Origin of the sequence: Pseudomonas sp. OTU5201 (genome assembly GCF_038440135.1) — a bacterium.
Classification (GTDB): domain Bacteria; phylum Pseudomonadota; class Gammaproteobacteria; order Pseudomonadales; family Pseudomonadaceae; genus Metapseudomonas; species Metapseudomonas resinovorans.
Map to the genome: position 1 here is coordinate 66393 of NZ_JASATC010000009.1, position 16802 is coordinate 83194.

Sequence of the window (16802 nt, forward strand, 5' to 3'; positions counted from 1 at the left end):
CGGTTACCTCAATTTCAGGGTGGCTAGGCCGATCAACACCAGAATCACAGTGATGATCCAGAACCGTACGATGACCCGGGGTTCGGGCCAGCCTTTCAGTTCGAAGTGGTGATGAATAGGAGCCATGCGGAAAACGCGACGACCGGTCAGCTTGAACGACGCGACCTGGATCATCACTGACAGGGTTTCCATGACGAACACGCCACCCATGATGAACAGCACCACTTCCTGGCGCACGATCACGGCGATAGTGCCCAGGGCCGCCCCCAGAGCCAGGGCTCCCACGTCGCCCATGAAGACCTGGGCCGGATAGGTGTTGAACCAGAGAAAGCCGAGGCCGGCACCCACCAGGGCGGCACAGAACACAATCAGTTCTCCCGCACCCGGTACATACGGGATGAGCAGGTACTCAGCGAATTTGATGTTGCCCGACAGGTAGCAGAAGATCCCAAGTGCGCCGCCGACCATGACGGTGGGCATGATGGCGAGCCCATCGAGACCGTCGGTCAGGTTCACCGCATTGCTGGAACCGACGATCACGAAGTACGTCAGCACCACGAAGCCGATGCCCAGCGGGATCTCGATGTTCTTCACCAACGGCAGGATCAGGGTGGTCTCGGCCGGAGTGCTGGCGGTCATATAGAGGAAGATCGCGGCGGCAATACCAAACACGGACTGCCAGAAGTACTTCCAGCGGCTCGGCAGGCCACGGGAGTTCTTCTCAATCACCTTGCGGTAGTCATCCACCCAACCGATGGCGCCGAAGGCCAGCGTCACGGCCAGCACCACCCATACATAGCGATTGGACAGGTCGGCCCAGAGCAGGGTACTGATGCCAATGGCAGTCAGAATCAGCGCGCCCCCCATGGTCGGCGTGCCGGATTTCGACAGATGCGATTGCGGGCCGTCGTTACGCACGGCCTGGCCGATCTGGCGAATCTGCAGGGTACGAATCATCCAGGGACCGAGCCAGAGCGACAGCGACAGGGCTGTCAGGACGCCGAGAATCCCGCGCAGGGTCAGGTACTGGAATACGCCGAACCCTTTATGAAACTGTTGCAGGTACTCAGCGAGCAGCAGCAGCATGATTAGTGAGCCTCCCCCGTCCCGCAAAGAGCCGCGACGACTTTGTCCATCGCTGCGCTGCGGGATCCTTTAATCAGAATTGTGGTGTTTGTGTCCTGCTCGCTGACCAGTGCCTGGATCAGGCTGGCCTGGTCGGCGAAGTGGCGCCCCAGGGCGCCGAAGGCAGTCACCGCATGCGCCATCAGCGGACCGACGGCGTACAAGGCGCTAACCTTGCCGCGCGCGTATTCGCCTACGTCACGGTGGCCCTGCTCGGCCCATTCGCCGAGCTCGCCCATATCTCCGAGCACCAGGATGGTGCGGCCGGAAAAGCCGGCGAGTATATCAACGGCGGCGAGCATCGACGCGGGGTTGGCGTTGTAGCTGTCGTCAATTACGCGCATGCCGCTGGTGGCGAGCTGCGCTGCGGCGCGGCCTTTGACAGGCTGCAGGTTTTCCAGGCCAGCCTTGATCCCGACCAACGGCACGCCCAGGGCATGGGCGGCTGCGGCAGCGGCCAGTGCGTTGGCGACGTTGTGCGCCCCCAACAGGTTGAGCTGGATGTCCGCTTCGCCGACCATGCCACGAAGGCTGAAGGCCATGCATCCGCGGGCATCCCGAGCCAGGTTCTCGGCACACACGTCGGCGCGCGGATCATCCAGACCGAAACTGATGACCTTCCGACCGGCAGCACGTGCGTACCAGATATCGAATGCACGGTCGTCGCGATTCAGAACAGCGATACCGTCAGACGGCAGCCCTTCGAGGATTTCACCCTTGGCCTCTACGATTTTCTCGGGCCCACCGAATTCCCCCACATGGGCAGTGCCGGCGTTGTTCAGGATCGCTACTTGGGGACGAGTCAGGCGTACCGTGTAGAGAATCTCGCCGACACGCGAAGCTCCGAGCTCGATGACCGCACTGTCGTGTTCGGCGCCCAGCTCCAGCAAAGTCAGGGGCACGCCGAGATCGTTGTTCAAGTTGCCGCGAGTAGCCAGCACGGCCCCCTGGGTCCGCAGGATGCTGGCGAGCATTTCCTTGACCGTGGTCTTGCCGCTGGAACCGGTGACCGCCGCAACGCGGCCTGTGAAGCCATCGCGATTGTAGGCACCCAGACGGCCGAGACCTTCGCGGGTATCGGCCACCAGCAGTTGCGGAATTGGAGCGTCAGCCACCTTGCGCTGCACCAGCGCCGCGACAGCACCTTTGGCGGCGACGTCCGAAAGGTAGTCATGCCCATCAAAACGCGGGCCGACCAAGGCAACGAATAGTTGTCCGGCTTCAATCTTGCGACTGTCGCTGGAGACGCCGGTAAAGGCGACGTCGGCCCCCACCAGCTCTCCCTGGAGCGGCGCGAGCAGTTCAGACAACTGGAAGGGCTTAAGCATGCGGCACCTCCCAGGCATCCAGCGCCTTGGCAGCTTCGTCCAGGTCGGAGAAGGGATGACGCACGCCAGCGATCTCCTGGTAATCCTCATGCCCCTTGCCTGCTAACAGCACCACATCGTCAACATTGGCGGAGGCGATCAGTTGGGTAATCGCCATACCGCGGCCGGCAACGAACTCAACGTTGTCGGCGTCGGCAAAGCCTGGGCGGATGTCACCGAAGATCTGCGCGGGGTCTTCGGTGCGCGGATTGTCATCGGTCACCAGCACCCGGTCGGCGAGGCGCGCGGCGACGGCCGCCATCAGTGGGCGCTTGCCGCGATCCCGATCACCGCCACAGCCGAACAGACAGAGCAGGTGACCCTGGACATGAGGACGCAGGGCTTGGAGAACTTTTTCCAGCGCATCCGGCGTGTGGGCGTAATCCACAACCACCAGGGGCTTCTCACCTCCCCCCAGGCGCTGCATACGGCCAATCGGGCCTTGCAGCGACGGCAGGACATGCAGCACGTCGGCCAGTGGGTAATCCATGGCCAGCAGCGCGCCAACCACGGCAAGCAGGTTGCTCAGGTTGAAACGGCCCAGCAGCGGGCTGCGCAGAAGGCCTTCCCCCTGGTGGGTAACGATGTGGGCACTTACACCGTGATCGTCGAAACGGGCTTCGCGGCAGTAAAGGAAGGCGCTGGAGTCTTCCAGGCTATAGCTGAACAAGCGCGAATCGTGCTGCTCTTTAGCCAGTTGGCGACCAAACTCGTCATCCAGGTTGACCACCCGCGCACGCAGGTTGGGCCAGCTGAACAGCCTGGCTTTGGCGGCCGCATAGGCCTCCATGGAACCGTGGTAGTCCAGATGATCACGGGACAGGTTAGTGAACACTGCTACGTCGAAGTCCAGGGCGGCAACCCGGCCCTGCTCCAAACCATGGGAAGAGACTTCCATTGCCACGGCTCGGGCAGCGGCCTGTTTCAGGTTGGCCAGCGTAGCTTGCACGGCCAGCGGGTCGGGCGTGGTGTGACGGCCGCTTTCCAGCTCGCCGTAGAATCCGGTACCCAAGGTACCGACAATGCCGCAACGCTCGCCCAATTGGTCAAGGGCCTGGGCCAGCAGTTGGCTGACACTGGTCTTGCCGTTGGTACCGGTGACGCCAACCAGGCGCAGAGCACGGCTCGGCTCGCCATAGAAGCGGCCGGCAATGGCCGACAGCTGACTGGCCAGGCCTTTGATCGGAATCAGTTCCGCGCCGACGACCTCAGGCACCTCGGCACCAGCAGTTTCATAGGCCACGGCGACTGCACCGCGCGCCACGGCGTCGGCGATATGGGCACGACCGTCGTGCTGTGCGCCGGGCACAGCCAGAAACAGATCGCCCGGACGCACCTTACGGCTGTCCAGCGTCAGTTCGCGAATCAGGGTGGCGCATTGTGCTTGGGGCAGTAGTTGGTTCAGTGGCATGGGCATCAGATCCGCCCTCCTTTGCCGGTAACCGCGTTTGCGGTTTGTTGTTCCTCGGTGGGTAGGTTGTCTGGCGCGATGTTCATCAGTCGCAGCGCGCCGGCCATGACCTTGCCGAACACCGGGGCAGAAACCAGGCCACCGAAATAGCCTGCCTTGCTGGGCTCGTCGATCACCACCACCATCGCGATGCGCGGATTTGTGGAAGGACCGAAGCCCGCGAATAGCGAGCGATAGGCGTTCTGGGTGTAGCCTTTGGTTCCTACGCTGGCTTTACGTGCCGTGCCACTCTTGCCGGACACGTGGTAGCCCGGCACTTGCGCTCGGAACACGCCGCGCGGCGCCTCGACCACCTGCTGCAGCATGACCTGCATGGTCCTGGCGACATCTTCGGGAATGACCTGGACGCCATCGGGGACGTTGTCCACCCGAGTCATCGACAGCGGCACCGCCTGGCCGTTGTTGGCCAAGGTGGCGTAGGCGTGGACCAGTTGGATCGCGGTGGTCGACAGGCCATAGCCATAGGACAGGGTCGCAGTTTCCGCCTTGCGCCATTCGCGGTGGTTGGGCAGATTGCCCACGCGCTCACCCGGGAAGCCAAGGCCGGTGTCCTGGCCCAAGCCGAGCTTGCGCATAGTGTCGTAGATAGCCTCGCCGCCGATGTCGAAGGCGATCTTGCTCATACCGACGTTACTGGAGTTGATCAGGATGCCGGTCAGGTCGAGGATCGGACCTTCGCTCCTGGAAACGTCCTTGATGGTGTAGCGGCCTATCTGCAGAGAGCCGGGGTAGACCTCAACCTTGTCCTCAGGCTTCCAGCGGCCGCTCTGTAGAGCAGCAGACATGGAAATCGGCTTCACGGTCGAGCCCGGCTCGAAGACGTCGATCATGGCGCGGTTGCGCATGGCCGCCGGCTGCAGGTTACGACGGTTGTTCGGGTTGTAGGTGGGCTGGTTGGCCATTGCCAGCACCTCGCCAGTCTTCACATCGACGATCACGAGGCTGCCCGCCTTGGCACCATTTTCTACCAGGGCGTTGCGCAGCTCCCGGTGGGCCAGGTATTGCAGGCGCAGGTCAATGGAGAGAGCCAGGGTCTTGCCAGGCTTGGCGTTGCGGGCAACCTGGACGTCCTTGATCAGACGACCACGGCGGTCCTTGAGCACCTGGCGCTTGCCAGGCACACCCGCCAACCACTCTTCGAAGGACAGCTCGACACCTTCACGACCGCGGTCATCGACATCCGTAAAGCCCACCACATGAGCGGTGACTTCACCCGCCGGATAGAAGCGGCGAAACTCTTCGATGCCGTAAACCCCCGGCAGCTTGTTGGCGATGATGGCCTGCCCCTGCTCCGGTGTAAGACCACGCACCAGGTACATGAACTCGCGGTTGGCGTTCTGCTCGATGCGCTGGGCAAAGCCCTTCGGATCCTGCCCCAGTGCCTGGGCGATCTTCGGCCACTCGCCGCGCAGCGCCATCAAATCCTTGGGATTGGTCCAGAGGGTAGTAACCGGCGTACTAACCGCCAGGGGCTCACCATTGCGGTCGGTGATCAGACCGCGGTGAGCGGGAATCGGGATATGCCGCACGCTACGTGCATCGCCATGCGCCTTGAGGAAGTCATGGTCAATCACGTGCAGGTCAACGATACGCCAGGAGATGGCACCGATCATGATGGCGAGCAAACCCAGGACGACCCGGAAGCGCCAGGGATAGAGCGCGCCTTCGAGTTTCATCATGGCGCCACCATCCGCACTTCAGCCGGATCGGGGATTCGCATCTTCAGCTGTTCGCTGGCCAGGGACTCGATGCGGTTGTGTGCAGTCCAAGTGCTCTGCTCGAGAACCAGGCGCCCCCATTCGGCCTGTGCCTTGTCACGCACACTGAGCTCCGAATAGAGCTCATTGAGTAGCTTGCGGTTCCAGTGGGCGCTGTACGACACCGCGATGGCGGACAACAGGACGCCCACGAACAGCATCAACATCAGCACGCTGCCGCCGGGCAATGGCTTGGCGTAGATGCGGCTCATCGCACCTTCTCCGCCACACGCATGACTGCGCTACGCGAGCGCGGGTTGGCCTTGAGCTCTTCGTCCGACGCATACTGCGGCTTGCCCAGCAGCTTCAAGCGCGGCTCGAAGACAGCCTGGCGAACCGGCAGGTCGCGGGGCAGCTTGTCGGCTTCGCCCTTGGCGTGTTTGCGCATGAACAGCTTGACGATGCGATCTTCCAGCGAGTGGAAGCTGATCACCACCAAACGGCCACCGACAGCAAGGGAATCGAGCGCGGCATCCAGCCCCTGTTCCAGGTCACCAAGTTCATTGTTGACATGAATGCGAATGCCCTGGAACGCGCGGGTTGCAGGATTCTTGCCCTTCTCCCAGGCGGGATTGGCGGCGGTCAACACAGCAGCCAGATCGGCGGTGCGTTCGAATGGTTTTTCGGCACGGCGCTGCACCACGGCGCGGGCCATTCGCTTGGCGAAGCGCTCTTCCCCGTATTCCTTGAAGACGCGGGCGATTTCGTCCTCGCCTGCGCTGGCAATCCACTGCGCGGCGCTCTGGCCACGACCAGGGTTCATGCGCATGTCCAGCGGACCATCGTTCAGGAAACTGAAGCCACGCTCCGGATCGTCGAGCTGCGGCGAGGACACGCCAAGGTCGAGCAGTACGCCGTCCACCTTGCCGCCCAAGGCACGCGCCCGCACCTCGTCACCCAGCTCGGCAAAGCTCCTTTGCACAATGACAAAGCGGCCGTCATCGGCCGCCAGAGCTTGCCCCGCTGCAATCGCTTGCGGGTCTTTGTCGAACCCCAACAAGCGCCCGCCGGGCCCGAGCCGCTCCAGAATGAGCCGACTATGCCCACCTCGCCCGAAGGTGCCATCCAGGTAGCAGCCGTCTGCGCGCAAGGCGAGCCCTTCCACTGCCTCTTCGAGCAGTACGGTGATATGGCGGAAGCTGCTGGTTGCGCTCACAGGATTAGGTCACGTAGTTCGTCCGGCAGACCGCCGGGTTGTTTGATTGCCATGAGATCCGCCTCGGAAATCGCGTTCCAGGCATCTTCATCCCACAGTTGAAATTTGTTCAGTTGGCCGACCAGCATGGCCCGCTTGTCCAGACTGGCGTGCTCACGCAGGCGCGGCGGAACAAGGAAACGCCCGGCGCTATCCAGTTCCAGGTCCACGGCATTACCGATCAGCAGACGTTGCAGGCGGCGAGTTTCCTCGCGCAGGGAAGGCAGCTCTCGCAGCTTGGTTTCGATGAGCTCCCATTCAGGCAGGGGATAGACAGTCAAACAGGGATCGACGGCGTCGATTGTCACGATGAGCTGCCCACCACAACGCGAAACGAGCTCATCACGATACCGACTTGGCATCGCGAGTCGCCCTTTGGCGTCGAGACTGATGGCGTTAGCTCCGCGAAACAAGGCTGCGCTCCCCCTTTGATTGGCTTTCCGTGCCAGTGAATCCCACTTCTACCCACTTCGCTCCACTTCCGCACACTATAGAAATGCGCAAGCCCCACCGTCAAGGCGCGCAAAAGCGGAAAATTCCTTACAGGACGGCAATTTAGCGAGGGTTCGGAAGGGATTGGGATGGTTATACCGGGGCAAAGACGGAGCAAAATCCAACACTTACAAGAGGCTGAACTTCGAACTTAAAGTAAATTGTTAAGAGTAAGATCTTTTCGGTATTTGTAAGGAGGGTAAGAGAACGCGAAAGAGCTAACGCGGAGGAGAAAGGAGAAAAAGCAGAGAGTCGATCTGTAAGCCGGGTTCTGTCGAGGACAGTCATTCATCTACGGCTGCCATCACTGACAGCCTTTAGCAACCTACCCGAATCCGACGCGGGCCACGCCATGGATTCCTATTTGGTCTTGCTCCGAGTGGGGTTTACCTAGCCACGAACTGTTGCCAGTCGTGCGGTGCGCTCTTACCGCACCTTTTCACCCTTACCGGCGCTTGCGCGCTTAGGCGGTTATTTTCTGCGGCACTTTCCGTAGGCTTGCGCCTCCCAGGCGTTACCTGGCACTCCGCCCTGTGGAGCCCGGACTTTCCTCCCTCTCAAAATCGCAGAACGAAATGAGACAGCGACTGTCCGATCGACTCTCCACCGCCAAGATTAACGGCAGGCGCTCCCAAGAACAAGCTCAGGAATCGCCCTGCCGCTCCAAGGCCGCCTGGTAGAGCAGATTCTTGCGCACGCCCGTGATCTCCGCCGCCAGCGCGGCAGCCCGCTTCACCGGCATTTCTGCGAGCAACAGGTCCAGAACTCGCAGCGCTTCTGCACTCAGAGCCCCCTCACCCTCCGGCGCCTGCCACCCCTGTACCAGCACGACGCACTCGCCGCGCTGCTGGTTTGAGTCCGCCGCCACCCAGCCACACAATTCATCCAGCGGTGCGCCCTTCAGCGTTTCGAAGGTCTTGGTCAATTCCCGCGCCAGTACCGCTGGGCGATCGCCACCGAATACGCCACGCATATCCTCCAAAGACTCCAGAAGTCGATGAGGCGCCTCATAGAAGATCAGCGTACGCGACTCTTCCTTTAACTCGTCCAACCGCCCACGGCGAGCATTGGCTTTGGCTGGCAGGAATCCCTCGAAAATGAATCGGTCCGACGGCAGACCGGCGGTCGACAGCGCTGCGATCAGTGCGCAGGCCCCGGGCACAGGCACCACTGCAATTCCCGCAGCACGCGCTTGTCGTACCAGGTGAAAACCCGGATCGGAGATGAGCGGCGTGCCCGCATCGGAAATCAGCGCCACGTCGTCCCCTGCCTGCAATCGCGCAAGGAAGCGCCCACCCTGATCCCGCTCGTTGTGTTCGTGACAGGCAGCCAGCGGTGTTTCGATGCCGAAGTGCTGCAGTAGACGGGCCGAGTGACGGGTGTCCTCGGCGGCGATCAACGCAACCTCTCGCAGTACCCGCAGTGCGCGGGCAGTGATGTCGTCGAGGTTACCGATAGGCGTTGCGACCACGTACAGCGTGCCGGAAGCGCCGCCACTGGCAGGGGAAAGAGTCACAAGCCACCTCGGAAAAGACTTAAAGCGCGCATTGTATCCCGATTCGCCGGCCCGACATCGCGCCTCAACCGGGGCTTGGGTACAATCGCGTCTTTCTTCAACGAGTATCGGGACCGATAAATGATCGCTTGCCTGCGTCCGCTCTCCGCCCTCTGCCTCGCCGGCCTGCTGGCTGCCTGCGCCAGTTCGCCCTCGTCCAGCCTTGGCGAACTGCCCCGCACCCCTCAGGCCAGCATCGAGCAACTGCTGCAGCAAGCCAGCGAAGCAAAGCCGGAAGAAGCCGCACTGCTGCGCCTGTCCGCCGCCGACCTCGCCTACAAACAGCAGGATATCGGTCGTTCGGCACGCATCCTGGAGCAGATCCCACTGGAGAGCCTGAAGCCCGCCCAGCAGATATTCGCCAGCACCCTGGCTGCCGAACTGGCCATGGCCCGCAACCAACCCAAGAGCGCCCTCAAGGCACTGAGCCATACCAGCCTCGACCACCTTGCCCAGCTACCCGTTGACCAGCAGGTGCGCACTCAACTAGTTCGTGCCCGCGCCCTGGAGGCCGACGGCCAGACACTCGCCGCCGCCCGCGAACGCGTGTTCATCGCTCCACTGCTTAGCGGCGAAGCCGCCAGCAACAACCATGAAGCAATCTGGGCACTGGTTTCCAGCCTGCCACTGGACCAATTGCAAGGCGGCGCCGACAAGGACCTTGCCGGCTGGCTGGAACTGGCGAGCCTGACCAAGACCTCGTCCACCCTGGAACAGCAGCAAGCCGCCATCGATAACTGGCGCGCCCTGAATCCGGACCACCCGGCCGCCAAGCAACTGCCGCAGGCCCTGACCAAACTCAAGGAAATTGCCGGCCAGCCGCTGACCAAGATTGCCCTCCTGCTGCCCCAGGAAGGCCAACTGGCCTCCGTGTCCCGCGCCTTGCGCGATGGCTTCCTGGCCGCCCATTACCAGGCGAAGCAGTCCGACCAGCAGCAACCGACCATTGAGCTCTACGACAGCTCCAAGCTGACGTCTATCGACGACTTCTACCGCCAAGCCCAGGCCGACGGCGTACAACTGGTAGTCGGTCCACTGGAGAAACCGCTGGTCAAGCAGCTGAGCACCCGAGAGCAACTACCCATCACCACCTTGGCACTGAACTACAGTGACTCGGGCCAGGAAGCTCCAGCCCAACTCTTCCAGTTTGGCCTTGCCGCCGAAGATGAAGCCCGGGAAGTGGCCCGTCGCGCCTGGGCTGACGGCATGCGTAGCGCCGTGGCCCTGGTGCCTCGCGGCGAGTGGGGGGATCGCGTACTGCGCGCCTTCCAGCAGAGCTGGCAAGCCGAAGGTGGTCGCCTTATCGCCGCCGAGCACGTCGACCAGCCGGTGGCGCTGGCCCAGCAGATCGCCGATCTGTTCCAGCTCCGCCAGAGCGAAGCCCGCGCCAAGCGCCTGCAGGGGACCCTGGGCGTACCGGTAGCCGCCCAACCGGCGCGCCGCCAGGACGTCGACTTCATCTTCCTCGCCGCTACTCCACAGCAAGCCCAACAGATCAAACCGACCCTGGCCTTCCAGTACGCTGGCGATGTACCGGTCTACGCCACTTCCCACCTCTATTCGGCAAGCAACGATCAGGCCCAGTACCAGGACCTGAACGGCATCCGCTTCTGCGAAACCCCCTGGCTGCTGAACGGCGACGATCCACTGCGCCAGCAGGTCGGCAACCAATGGCCACAAGCCGGCGGCAGCCTGGGACGCCTCTATGCCATGGGCGCAGACGCCTATCGCCTGGCACCGCGCCTAACGCAACTAAAAGTACTGCCGGAAACCCAAGTGGATGGCCTTTCCGGCCGACTGAGCCTCAACCCAGCCCGCCGTATCGAACGCCAGCTCCCCTGGGCTGAGTTCCGAAACGGCCAGGTCCAGCGCCTGAAAGACAGCGACTCTTGAGTGACAAACGCGCCCGCGGACAAGCGGCCGAAGCCCTTGCCCGCGCCCACCTCGAAGCAAACGGACTGCGCTTGCTGTCCCAGAACTGGCTGTGCCGTCGCGGCGAGCTCGATCTGGTCATGCTCGACGGCGATACAGTAGTATTCGCCGAAGTCCGCTACCGGCGTCATGCCGGCTGGGGTGGCGCCCTCGAGAGCGTCGATGCCCGCAAGCGCGAAAAACTGGCATACGCCGCCCAGCAGTTCCTCCAGCAGGAATCCCGCTGGGCCAAACACCCTTGTCGATTTGATGTGATTGCCGTCAATGCAATGGACGGTGATTCACCCCCGCGACTGACCTGGCTGAAGAATGCCTTCGACACCTGATCGGTCGCCCCACTGAAGGTCTTACCCGATGGACATGCAACCCCGTATTCGCCAACTCTTCCAAGCCAGCATCGACACCAAGCTGCAGGCCATGGAACTGCTGGCCCCGCACATCGAGCACGGCAGCATGGTGATGGTCCACGCGCTGCTCAATGAGGGCAAGATCCTGTCCTGCGGCAACGGCGGCTCGGCCGGCGACGCCCAGCACTTCTCCTCGGAATTGCTCAACCGTTTCGAGCGCGAACGCCCGAGCCTGCCCGCGATCGCACTGACCACAGACAGCTCGACCATCACCTCAATCGCCAACGACTACAGCTACAACGAAGTTTTCTCCAAGCAGATCCGCGCACTCGGCCAACCCGGCGACGTACTGCTGGCCATTTCTACCAGCGGCAATTCGGCCAATGTGATCCAGGCCATCCAGGCCGCCCACGACCGCGAAATGGTGGTAGTTGCCCTGACCGGGCGAGACGGTGGCGGCATGGCCTCATTGCTACTGCCCGAAGATGTGGAAATCCGCGTTCCCTCCAAGGTCACCGCGCGTGTCCAGGAAGTGCACCTGCTGACCATCCACTGCCTCTGCGACCTGATCGACCGTCAACTGTTTGGGAGTGAAGAATGATCCGTTCCCCCCTGATTCTCGCTGGCCTCGCCCTCTGCCTCACGCTTTCCGGCTGCGGTGGCCGCACCATTGGCAAGACCATCGACGACCAGTCCACGCCATCCAAGGTGCGCGCGAAAGTCGAGGCCGCCAGCGCTGACCTGAAGACCAACTCGCACATCGTGGTCTCCAGCTACAACGGCGTAGTGCTGCTCGCAGGCCAGACGCCGCGCGCCGACCTCAAGGAACTGGCCGGACAGGCTGCCCAGAGCGCTCAGGGCGTACGCCGCGTGCACAACGAACTGCAAGTCCTGCCGCCCTCCTCCACCCTGGCGCGCATGAATGACAGCACCATCACCACCAAGATCACCACCCAACTACTGGCCGACGGCAAGGTTCCCAGTTCGCAGATCAAGGTGGTGACCGAGAACGGAATCGTCTATCTGCTAGGCCTGGTCACCCGTCAGGAAGCCCAACTGGCCACCAGCATCGTTCAGAGTGTTTCCGGCGTACAGAAGATCGTTCGACTCTTCGAATACACCAACTGACCCCTGCGGCAGGCATAAAAAAGGCGATCCGAGGATCGCCTTTTTTCTTACTTGACCACTTTCAGACTGGGCCGGCCGCTTGGGCGCGAGGAGTCACCTCCCGAACTTGGCGGCTCATTACCGGAGGGGCCGTCATCGTCAGGCTCCGGATCGTCCCCGGGAAGCGGCGACTCAAGGTCGAAGACCATACCCTGTCCATTCTCTCGGGCATAGATGGCCATGACCGCAGCCGAAGGGATGTAGAGGCTGTGGGCAACCCCACCGAAGCGACCCTCGAAGCTTACCGCGTCGTTGTCCATATGAAGATGGCGCACGGCACTGGGAGAAACATTGAGCACGATCTGGCCATCATTGGCGTAGCCCGGTGGCACCTGCACACCCACATGCTCGGCGTTGACCAGCAAGTGCGGCGTGCAGTTGTTATCAACGATCCACTCGTAGAGAGCACGGACCAGGTAGGGACGACTGGAATTCATCTTGGTCTCCTCAGCGCATATCGCGCTCGGCGGCGGACAAGCTGGCCAGGAAGGAGTCTCGAGAGAAGGCCCGCTCCATGTAGTCCAGAAGCGGCTTGGCCGGCCGTGGCAGCTCGATACCCAGCACGGGAAGGCGCCACAGAATCGGCAGCAAGCAGCAATCCACCAGGCTGAAATCTTCGCTCAGAAAATAGGGTTTGTCGGCAAATAGCGGCGATACGCCAGTCAGGCTCTCGCGAAGCTCTTTGCGCGCCAGCGCCTTCTCGGCGTCCTTGCTGCGCGGATCAAGGATGCGATCCACCAGTGAGCACCAGTCGCGCTGTACTCGATGGATGAGCAGGCGAGTATTGGCTCGAGCCACCGGATAGACGGGTAACAATGGTGGATGGGGATAGCGCTCTTCGAGGTACTCCATCACCACAGTGGACTCATAGAGCGCCAGATCGCGATCTACCAGGGTTGGCACGCTGCCGTAGGGATTGACCTCGGCCAACTTGGGCGGGCAACGGCCCGGCTCGACATTGATGATCTCGGCAGCGACCCCCTTCTCGGCGAGCACAATGCGCACACGATGGGAGTAGTGGTCGGCAGGGTCGGAATAACAGGCCAGCCTATTGGTGACGGCCATTGCGCCCTCCTCACTAGGGATTATTCAGGGGCAGAAAGACGCGCGCGCCCGATAAGGGCGCGCGGTTGTGAAACAGTCCAGCAGTGTATCAGTGCACGTCCTTCCAGTACTCGCGCTTGAGCAGATAGGCGAATACGAAGAAGAACGCCAGGTACAGCAGGACATAGGTCCCGACGCGCTGGCTTTCCAGCTTGACCGGATTGGCCGAGTAAGCAAGGAAGGTCACCAGATTCTGGACCTTCTCGTCAAACTCGGCTTCGGTCAGCTTGCCGGTCTTCGGCACCACGGTCAGCTGATCACAGGCTTCATGGGTGATTGGCGCACCAGTCAGCGGATCGAACTGCTTCTTGCCGTCCTCTACCACCTGAACCTGCTTGCAACCAATGACCTGACGGCCCTGCAGGCTGACCAGGACGTTCGGCATACCGACGTTCGGGAAGACCTTGTTATTCACGCCCCAAGGACGCGCAGGATCCTCATAGAAGGCACGCAGGTAGCTGTACAGCCAGTCAGTACCACGCACGCGGGCAACCAGGGTCAAGTCAGGGGGAGCCGCGCCGAACCATACCTTGGCGTCGTTGGGCTGCATGCCGATCTTCATGTGGTCGCCGATCTTGGCGCCCGTGAAGACCAGGTTCTGCAGCATCAGCTCTTCGGAAATGCCGAGATCCTTGCCTACGCGCTCGTAGCGCTGGAACTTGGCACTGTGGCAGCCCATGCAGTAGTTCGCGAAAGTACGCGCGCCATCCTGCATCGCAGCCTTGTCGGTCAGGTCGATGTCGACCTTGTCCAGATGCACATCATTACCGCCGGCAGCGAAGGAAAGAGCCGGCAGCGCAGCAAATACAAATGCAGCAAATAGCTTTTTCATTAGCCCGTCACCCTTTCCGGAACCGGTTTGGTTTTTTCCATCCTGGTGTAGAACGGCATCAGGATGAAGTACGCGAAGTACAGGATGGTGCACACCTGCGACAACAACGTACGGCCCGGAGTCGGCGCGAGAACGCCCAGCACGCCAAGGATGATGAAGGAGACGCAGAACACCAGCAGCCAGATCTTGCTCAGCCAGCCCTTGTAGCGCATCGACTTGACGGGGCTACGATCCAGCCACGGCAGCACGAACAGTACAGCGATGGCAGCACCCATGGCGATTACGCCGAGGAGCTTGTCTGGTACCGCACGAAGAATCGCGTAGAACGGGGTGAAGTACCATACCGGCGCGATGTGTTCAGGAGTCTTGAACGGGTTCGCCTGTTCGAAGTTCGGCTTCTCGAGGAAGTAACCGCCCATTTCCGGGAAGAAGAACACTACGAAGCAGAACACGAAGAGGAACACCACGACACCGACGATGTCTTTCACGGTGTAGTAGGGGTGGAACGCGATGCCATCAATCGGCACTCCGTTCTCGTCCTTCTTCTTCTTGATGTCCACGCCATCCGGGTTGTTCGAACCCACTTCGTGCAGGGCCAGGATGTGCAGCACAACCAGGCCGAGCAGGACGATCGGCAGAGCGATCACGTGCAAGGCGAAGAAACGGTTCAGAGTGATACCGGAGATCAGGTAGTCACCTCGGATCCACTGGGTAAGGTCATCACCCACCACCGGGATAGCGCCGAACAGGGAGATGATCACCTGAGCACCCCAGTAGGACATCTGGCCCCAGGGCAGCAGGTAACCCATGAAGGCCTCGGCCATCAGGGCGAGGTAGATCAGCATGCCGAAGATCCACACCAGCTCACGCGGCTTCTGGTAGGAGCCGTAGAGCAGGCCGCGGAACATGTGCAGGTAGACAACGACGAAGAATGCCGATGCACCGGTGGAGTGCAGGTAGCGGATGATCCAGCCGTACTCCACGTCGCGCATGATGTACTCGACCGACGCGAAGGCCTCTTCGGCGGACGGAGTGAAGCTCATGGTCAGCCAGATACCGGTAAGGATCTGGTTGACCAATACCAGCAGTGCCAGCGAACCGAAGAAGTAGAAGAAGTTGAAGTTCTTCGGGGCGTAGTACTTGCTCAGATGGTCTTCCCACATCTTGGTCGCGGGGAAGCGCGCATCGACCCATTCCATGAATTTGCTCATCAGGCCTTCTCCTGGTCCACACCGACGACGATGACGTCATCCGACTCGTACGAGTACGGCGGCACCGGCAGGTTCAGAGGCGCGGGCTGCGCCTTGTAGACACGACCGGCGAGGTCGTAGCGGGAGCCGTGGCAGGGGCAGAAATAGCCGCCGACCCATTCGGCACCCAGGTCAGCCGGCGCGACTTCCGGACGGAAGGACGGCGAGCAGCCGAGGTGGGTACAGATACCGACCAGCACCAGGATTTCCGGCTTGATCGAGCGGCTGACTGGATCCACGTAGGTCGGCTGCACCGAAGCCTTGGAGTCCGGGTCGGCCATGCTACCGCTGAGCTTGCCCAGATTGGCCAGGATCTCTTCGGTACGACGCACAATGAACACCGGCTGACCGCGCCATTCGGCGATGATCTGCTGGCCTGCCTCGACCTTGCTTATATTCACCTTGACCGGTGCACCCGCGGCCTTGGCCTTGGCACTGGGCAGCCATGACCCCACGAACGGGACCGCAGCCCCCACCGCTCCCGCCGCACCGACCACGGACGTGGCCGCTACGAGGAAGCGACGCCGGCCTGCATTCACGCCGTCATTGCTCATTCAGTCGTCTCCCATCAGCTTCTGTGGCCTGTTGTTCAGGCCTCTACTAAGTAAAAAATCGAGCCGCGCAAAAAATTCGCCAAATGGTAAAGAAAACCCCCTTTGCTGACAAGGTAATAGCCGGATACAAATAGGCCGAAAGCCTTGAATGACGCGGGATTCGCACGTGCGACAAGCTGTCGCACGCCATAACTTTTAGCGCATAAAAAAACGCCCAGCTCCGAAGAAACTGGGCGTTCTTTGCAAGCGCTGAATTAACGCTTGGAGTACTGCGGACGCTTACGCGCTTTGCGCAGACCGACTTTCTTACGTTCAACTTCGCGAGCGTCGCGAGTCACGTAGCCGGCTTTACGCAGCGAGCTGCGCAGGGTTTCGTCGTATTCGATCAGAGCGCGGGTGATGCCGTGGCGAATAGCACCGGCCTGACCGCTTACACCACCGCCAACGACGGTAACGTAGATATCGAATTTCTCGACAGTCTCGGTCAGCTCCAGCGGCTGACGCACGACCATGCGAGCGGTTTCGCGACCGAAGAAGGTATCCAGGGTGCGATTGTTGATGGAGATCTTGCCAGTACCCGGACGCAGGAAGACGCGCGCGGTAGCAGTCTTACGACGGCCAGTGCCGTAGTTTTGAGTCGCCGACATAATGAAC

General features: G+C 61.5%; 18 protein-coding genes and 1 other RNA gene. 4 read left to right on the plus strand and 15 right to left on the minus strand.

Going from position 1 to position 16802, the window contains the following annotated elements:
- Window positions 1-3 precede the first annotated feature (3 nt).
- From mraY to rsmI, 9 genes are all read right to left on the minus strand, one after another.
- Window positions 4-1086, minus strand: coding sequence for a phospho-N-acetylmuramoyl-pentapeptide-transferase (gene mraY / locus AAHM40_RS07855; protein WP_028628451.1), 1083 nt, complete (start codon window positions 1084-1086; stop codon window positions 4-6).
- 2 nt (window positions 1087-1088) lie between these two features.
- Window positions 1089-2453, minus strand: coding sequence for a UDP-N-acetylmuramoyl-tripeptide--D-alanyl-D-alanine ligase (locus AAHM40_RS07860; RefSeq protein WP_342244145.1), 1365 nt, complete (start codon window positions 2451-2453; stop codon window positions 1089-1091).
- A complete protein-coding gene (murE, locus tag AAHM40_RS07865) occupies window positions 2446-3909 on the minus strand; it encodes a UDP-N-acetylmuramoyl-L-alanyl-D-glutamate--2,6-diaminopimelate ligase (protein ID WP_342244146.1) in 1464 nt (487 codons plus the stop codon). Before murE ends, AAHM40_RS07860 begins: the two co-directional genes overlap by 8 nt.
- Window positions 3909-5642, minus strand: a complete 1734-nt coding sequence (locus tag AAHM40_RS07870; RefSeq protein ID WP_446731544.1) for a peptidoglycan D,D-transpeptidase FtsI family protein — start codon at window positions 5640-5642, stop codon at window positions 3909-3911. Before AAHM40_RS07870 ends, murE begins: the two co-directional genes overlap by 1 nt.
- Window positions 5639-5932, minus strand: a complete 294-nt coding sequence (ftsL, locus tag AAHM40_RS07875; RefSeq protein ID WP_342244147.1) for a cell division protein FtsL — start codon at window positions 5930-5932, stop codon at window positions 5639-5641. Before ftsL ends, AAHM40_RS07870 begins: the two co-directional genes overlap by 4 nt.
- Entirely contained in the window at window positions 5929-6876 is a 948-nt protein-coding gene (rsmH, locus tag AAHM40_RS07880) for a 16S rRNA (cytosine(1402)-N(4))-methyltransferase RsmH (protein WP_342244148.1), read from the minus strand. The genes ftsL and rsmH overlap by 4 nt, the downstream gene beginning before the upstream one ends.
- A complete protein-coding gene (gene mraZ / locus AAHM40_RS07885) occupies window positions 6873-7328 on the minus strand; it encodes a division/cell wall cluster transcriptional repressor MraZ (protein WP_342244149.1) in 456 nt (151 codons plus the stop codon). Before mraZ ends, rsmH begins: the two co-directional genes overlap by 4 nt.
- A 323-nt stretch (window positions 7329-7651) precedes the next feature.
- An RNA gene (gene rnpB / locus AAHM40_RS07890) (RNase P RNA component class A) lies at window positions 7652-8010 on the minus strand.
- A 40-nt stretch (window positions 8011-8050) separates the two neighbouring features.
- Complete coding sequence (gene rsmI, locus AAHM40_RS07895; protein ID WP_342244150.1) at window positions 8051-8923, minus strand: 16S rRNA (cytidine(1402)-2'-O)-methyltransferase; 873 nt, start codon at window positions 8921-8923, stop codon at window positions 8051-8053.
- A gap of 120 nt (window positions 8924-9043) precedes the next feature.
- Between rsmI and AAHM40_RS07900 the strand changes: the two genes are divergently transcribed.
- The 4 genes from AAHM40_RS07900 to AAHM40_RS07915 are packed head-to-tail and all read left to right on the plus strand — an operon-like array spanning window position 9044 to window position 12369.
- Window positions 9044-10855 (plus strand): penicillin-binding protein activator, encoded by a 1812-nt coding sequence (locus tag AAHM40_RS07900; RefSeq protein WP_342244151.1) that lies wholly within the window; start codon window positions 9044-9046, stop codon window positions 10853-10855.
- Window positions 10852-11220: a YraN family protein gene (locus tag AAHM40_RS07905; RefSeq protein ID WP_028628460.1), complete on the plus strand. Its 369-nt coding sequence runs from the start codon at window positions 10852-10854 to the stop codon at window positions 11218-11220. Before AAHM40_RS07900 ends, AAHM40_RS07905 begins: the two co-directional genes overlap by 4 nt.
- A gap of 28 nt (window positions 11221-11248) precedes the next feature.
- Entirely contained in the window at window positions 11249-11842 is a 594-nt protein-coding gene (locus AAHM40_RS07910) for a phosphoheptose isomerase (RefSeq protein WP_028628461.1), read from the plus strand.
- Window positions 11839-12369, plus strand: a complete 531-nt coding sequence (locus AAHM40_RS07915) for a BON domain-containing protein (protein ID WP_342244152.1) — start codon at window positions 11839-11841, stop codon at window positions 12367-12369. The genes AAHM40_RS07910 and AAHM40_RS07915 overlap by 4 nt, the downstream gene beginning before the upstream one ends.
- A gap of 47 nt (window positions 12370-12416) precedes the next feature.
- Here AAHM40_RS07915 and AAHM40_RS07920 read toward each other — a convergent pair whose 3' ends face one another.
- The 6 genes from AAHM40_RS07920 to rpsI form a co-directional block, all read right to left on the minus strand.
- Window positions 12417-12845, minus strand: a complete 429-nt coding sequence (locus AAHM40_RS07920; RefSeq protein ID WP_342244153.1) for a ClpXP protease specificity-enhancing factor — start codon at window positions 12843-12845, stop codon at window positions 12417-12419.
- A 10-nt stretch (window positions 12846-12855) separates the two neighbouring features.
- The gene (locus tag AAHM40_RS07925) at window positions 12856-13473 is read right to left on the minus strand and encodes a glutathione S-transferase N-terminal domain-containing protein (RefSeq protein WP_342244154.1); all 618 of its coding nucleotides are present in this window, start codon (window positions 13471-13473) and stop codon (window positions 12856-12858) included.
- An 88-nt stretch (window positions 13474-13561) separates the two neighbouring features.
- Window positions 13562-14344: a cytochrome c1 gene (locus AAHM40_RS07930; RefSeq protein WP_342244155.1), complete on the minus strand. Its 783-nt coding sequence runs from the start codon at window positions 14342-14344 to the stop codon at window positions 13562-13564.
- A complete protein-coding gene (locus AAHM40_RS07935) occupies window positions 14344-15555 on the minus strand; it encodes a cytochrome b (protein WP_342244156.1) in 1212 nt (403 codons plus the stop codon). The genes AAHM40_RS07930 and AAHM40_RS07935 overlap by 1 nt, the downstream gene beginning before the upstream one ends.
- The gene (petA, locus tag AAHM40_RS07940) at window positions 15555-16148 is read right to left on the minus strand and encodes a ubiquinol-cytochrome c reductase iron-sulfur subunit (RefSeq protein ID WP_342244157.1); all 594 of its coding nucleotides are present in this window, start codon (window positions 16146-16148) and stop codon (window positions 15555-15557) included. Before petA ends, AAHM40_RS07935 begins: the two co-directional genes overlap by 1 nt.
- Before the next feature lie 254 nt (window positions 16149-16402).
- A complete protein-coding gene (rpsI, locus tag AAHM40_RS07945; protein ID WP_028628468.1) occupies window positions 16403-16795 on the minus strand; it encodes a 30S ribosomal protein S9 in 393 nt (130 codons plus the stop codon).
- Window positions 16796-16802: the final 7 nt, after the last annotated feature.

Excerpts from the sequence above, each read along its gene's own strand:
- mraY (WP_028628451.1), bottom strand. The coding sequence starts at position 1,086 with ATGCTGCTGCTGCTCGCTGAGTACCTGCAACAGTTTCATAAAGGGTTC.
- AAHM40_RS07860 (WP_342244145.1), bottom strand. The coding sequence starts at position 2,453 with ATGCTTAAGCCCTTCCAGTTGTCTGAACTGCTCGCGCCGCTCCAGGGA.
- murE (WP_342244146.1), bottom strand. The coding sequence starts at position 3,909 with ATGCCCATGCCACTGAACCAACTACTGCCCCAAGCACAATGCGCCACC.
- AAHM40_RS07870 (WP_446731544.1), bottom strand. The coding sequence starts at position 5,642 with ATGATGAAACTCGAAGGCGCGCTCTATCCCTGGCGCTTCCGGGTCGTC.
- ftsL (WP_342244147.1), bottom strand. The coding sequence starts at position 5,932 with ATGAGCCGCATCTACGCCAAGCCATTGCCCGGCGGCAGCGTGCTGATG.
- AAHM40_RS07900 (WP_342244151.1), top strand. The coding sequence starts at position 9,044 with ATGATCGCTTGCCTGCGTCCGCTCTCCGCCCTCTGCCTCGCCGGCCTG.
- AAHM40_RS07910 (WP_028628461.1), top strand. The coding sequence starts at position 11,249 with ATGGACATGCAACCCCGTATTCGCCAACTCTTCCAAGCCAGCATCGAC.
- AAHM40_RS07915 (WP_342244152.1), top strand. The coding sequence starts at position 11,839 with ATGATCCGTTCCCCCCTGATTCTCGCTGGCCTCGCCCTCTGCCTCACG.
- AAHM40_RS07920 (WP_342244153.1), bottom strand. The coding sequence starts at position 12,845 with ATGAATTCCAGTCGTCCCTACCTGGTCCGTGCTCTCTACGAGTGGATC.
- AAHM40_RS07925 (WP_342244154.1), bottom strand. The coding sequence starts at position 13,473 with ATGGCCGTCACCAATAGGCTGGCCTGTTATTCCGACCCTGCCGACCAC.
- AAHM40_RS07930 (WP_342244155.1), bottom strand. The coding sequence starts at position 14,344 with ATGAAAAAGCTATTTGCTGCATTTGTATTTGCTGCGCTGCCGGCTCTT.
- AAHM40_RS07935 (WP_342244156.1), bottom strand. The coding sequence starts at position 15,555 with ATGAGCAAATTCATGGAATGGGTCGATGCGCGCTTCCCCGCGACCAAG.
- petA (WP_342244157.1), bottom strand. The coding sequence starts at position 16,148 with ATGAGCAATGACGGCGTGAATGCAGGCCGGCGTCGCTTCCTCGTAGCG.
- rpsI (WP_028628468.1), bottom strand. The coding sequence starts at position 16,795 with ATGTCGGCGACTCAAAACTACGGCACTGGCCGTCGTAAGACTGCTACC.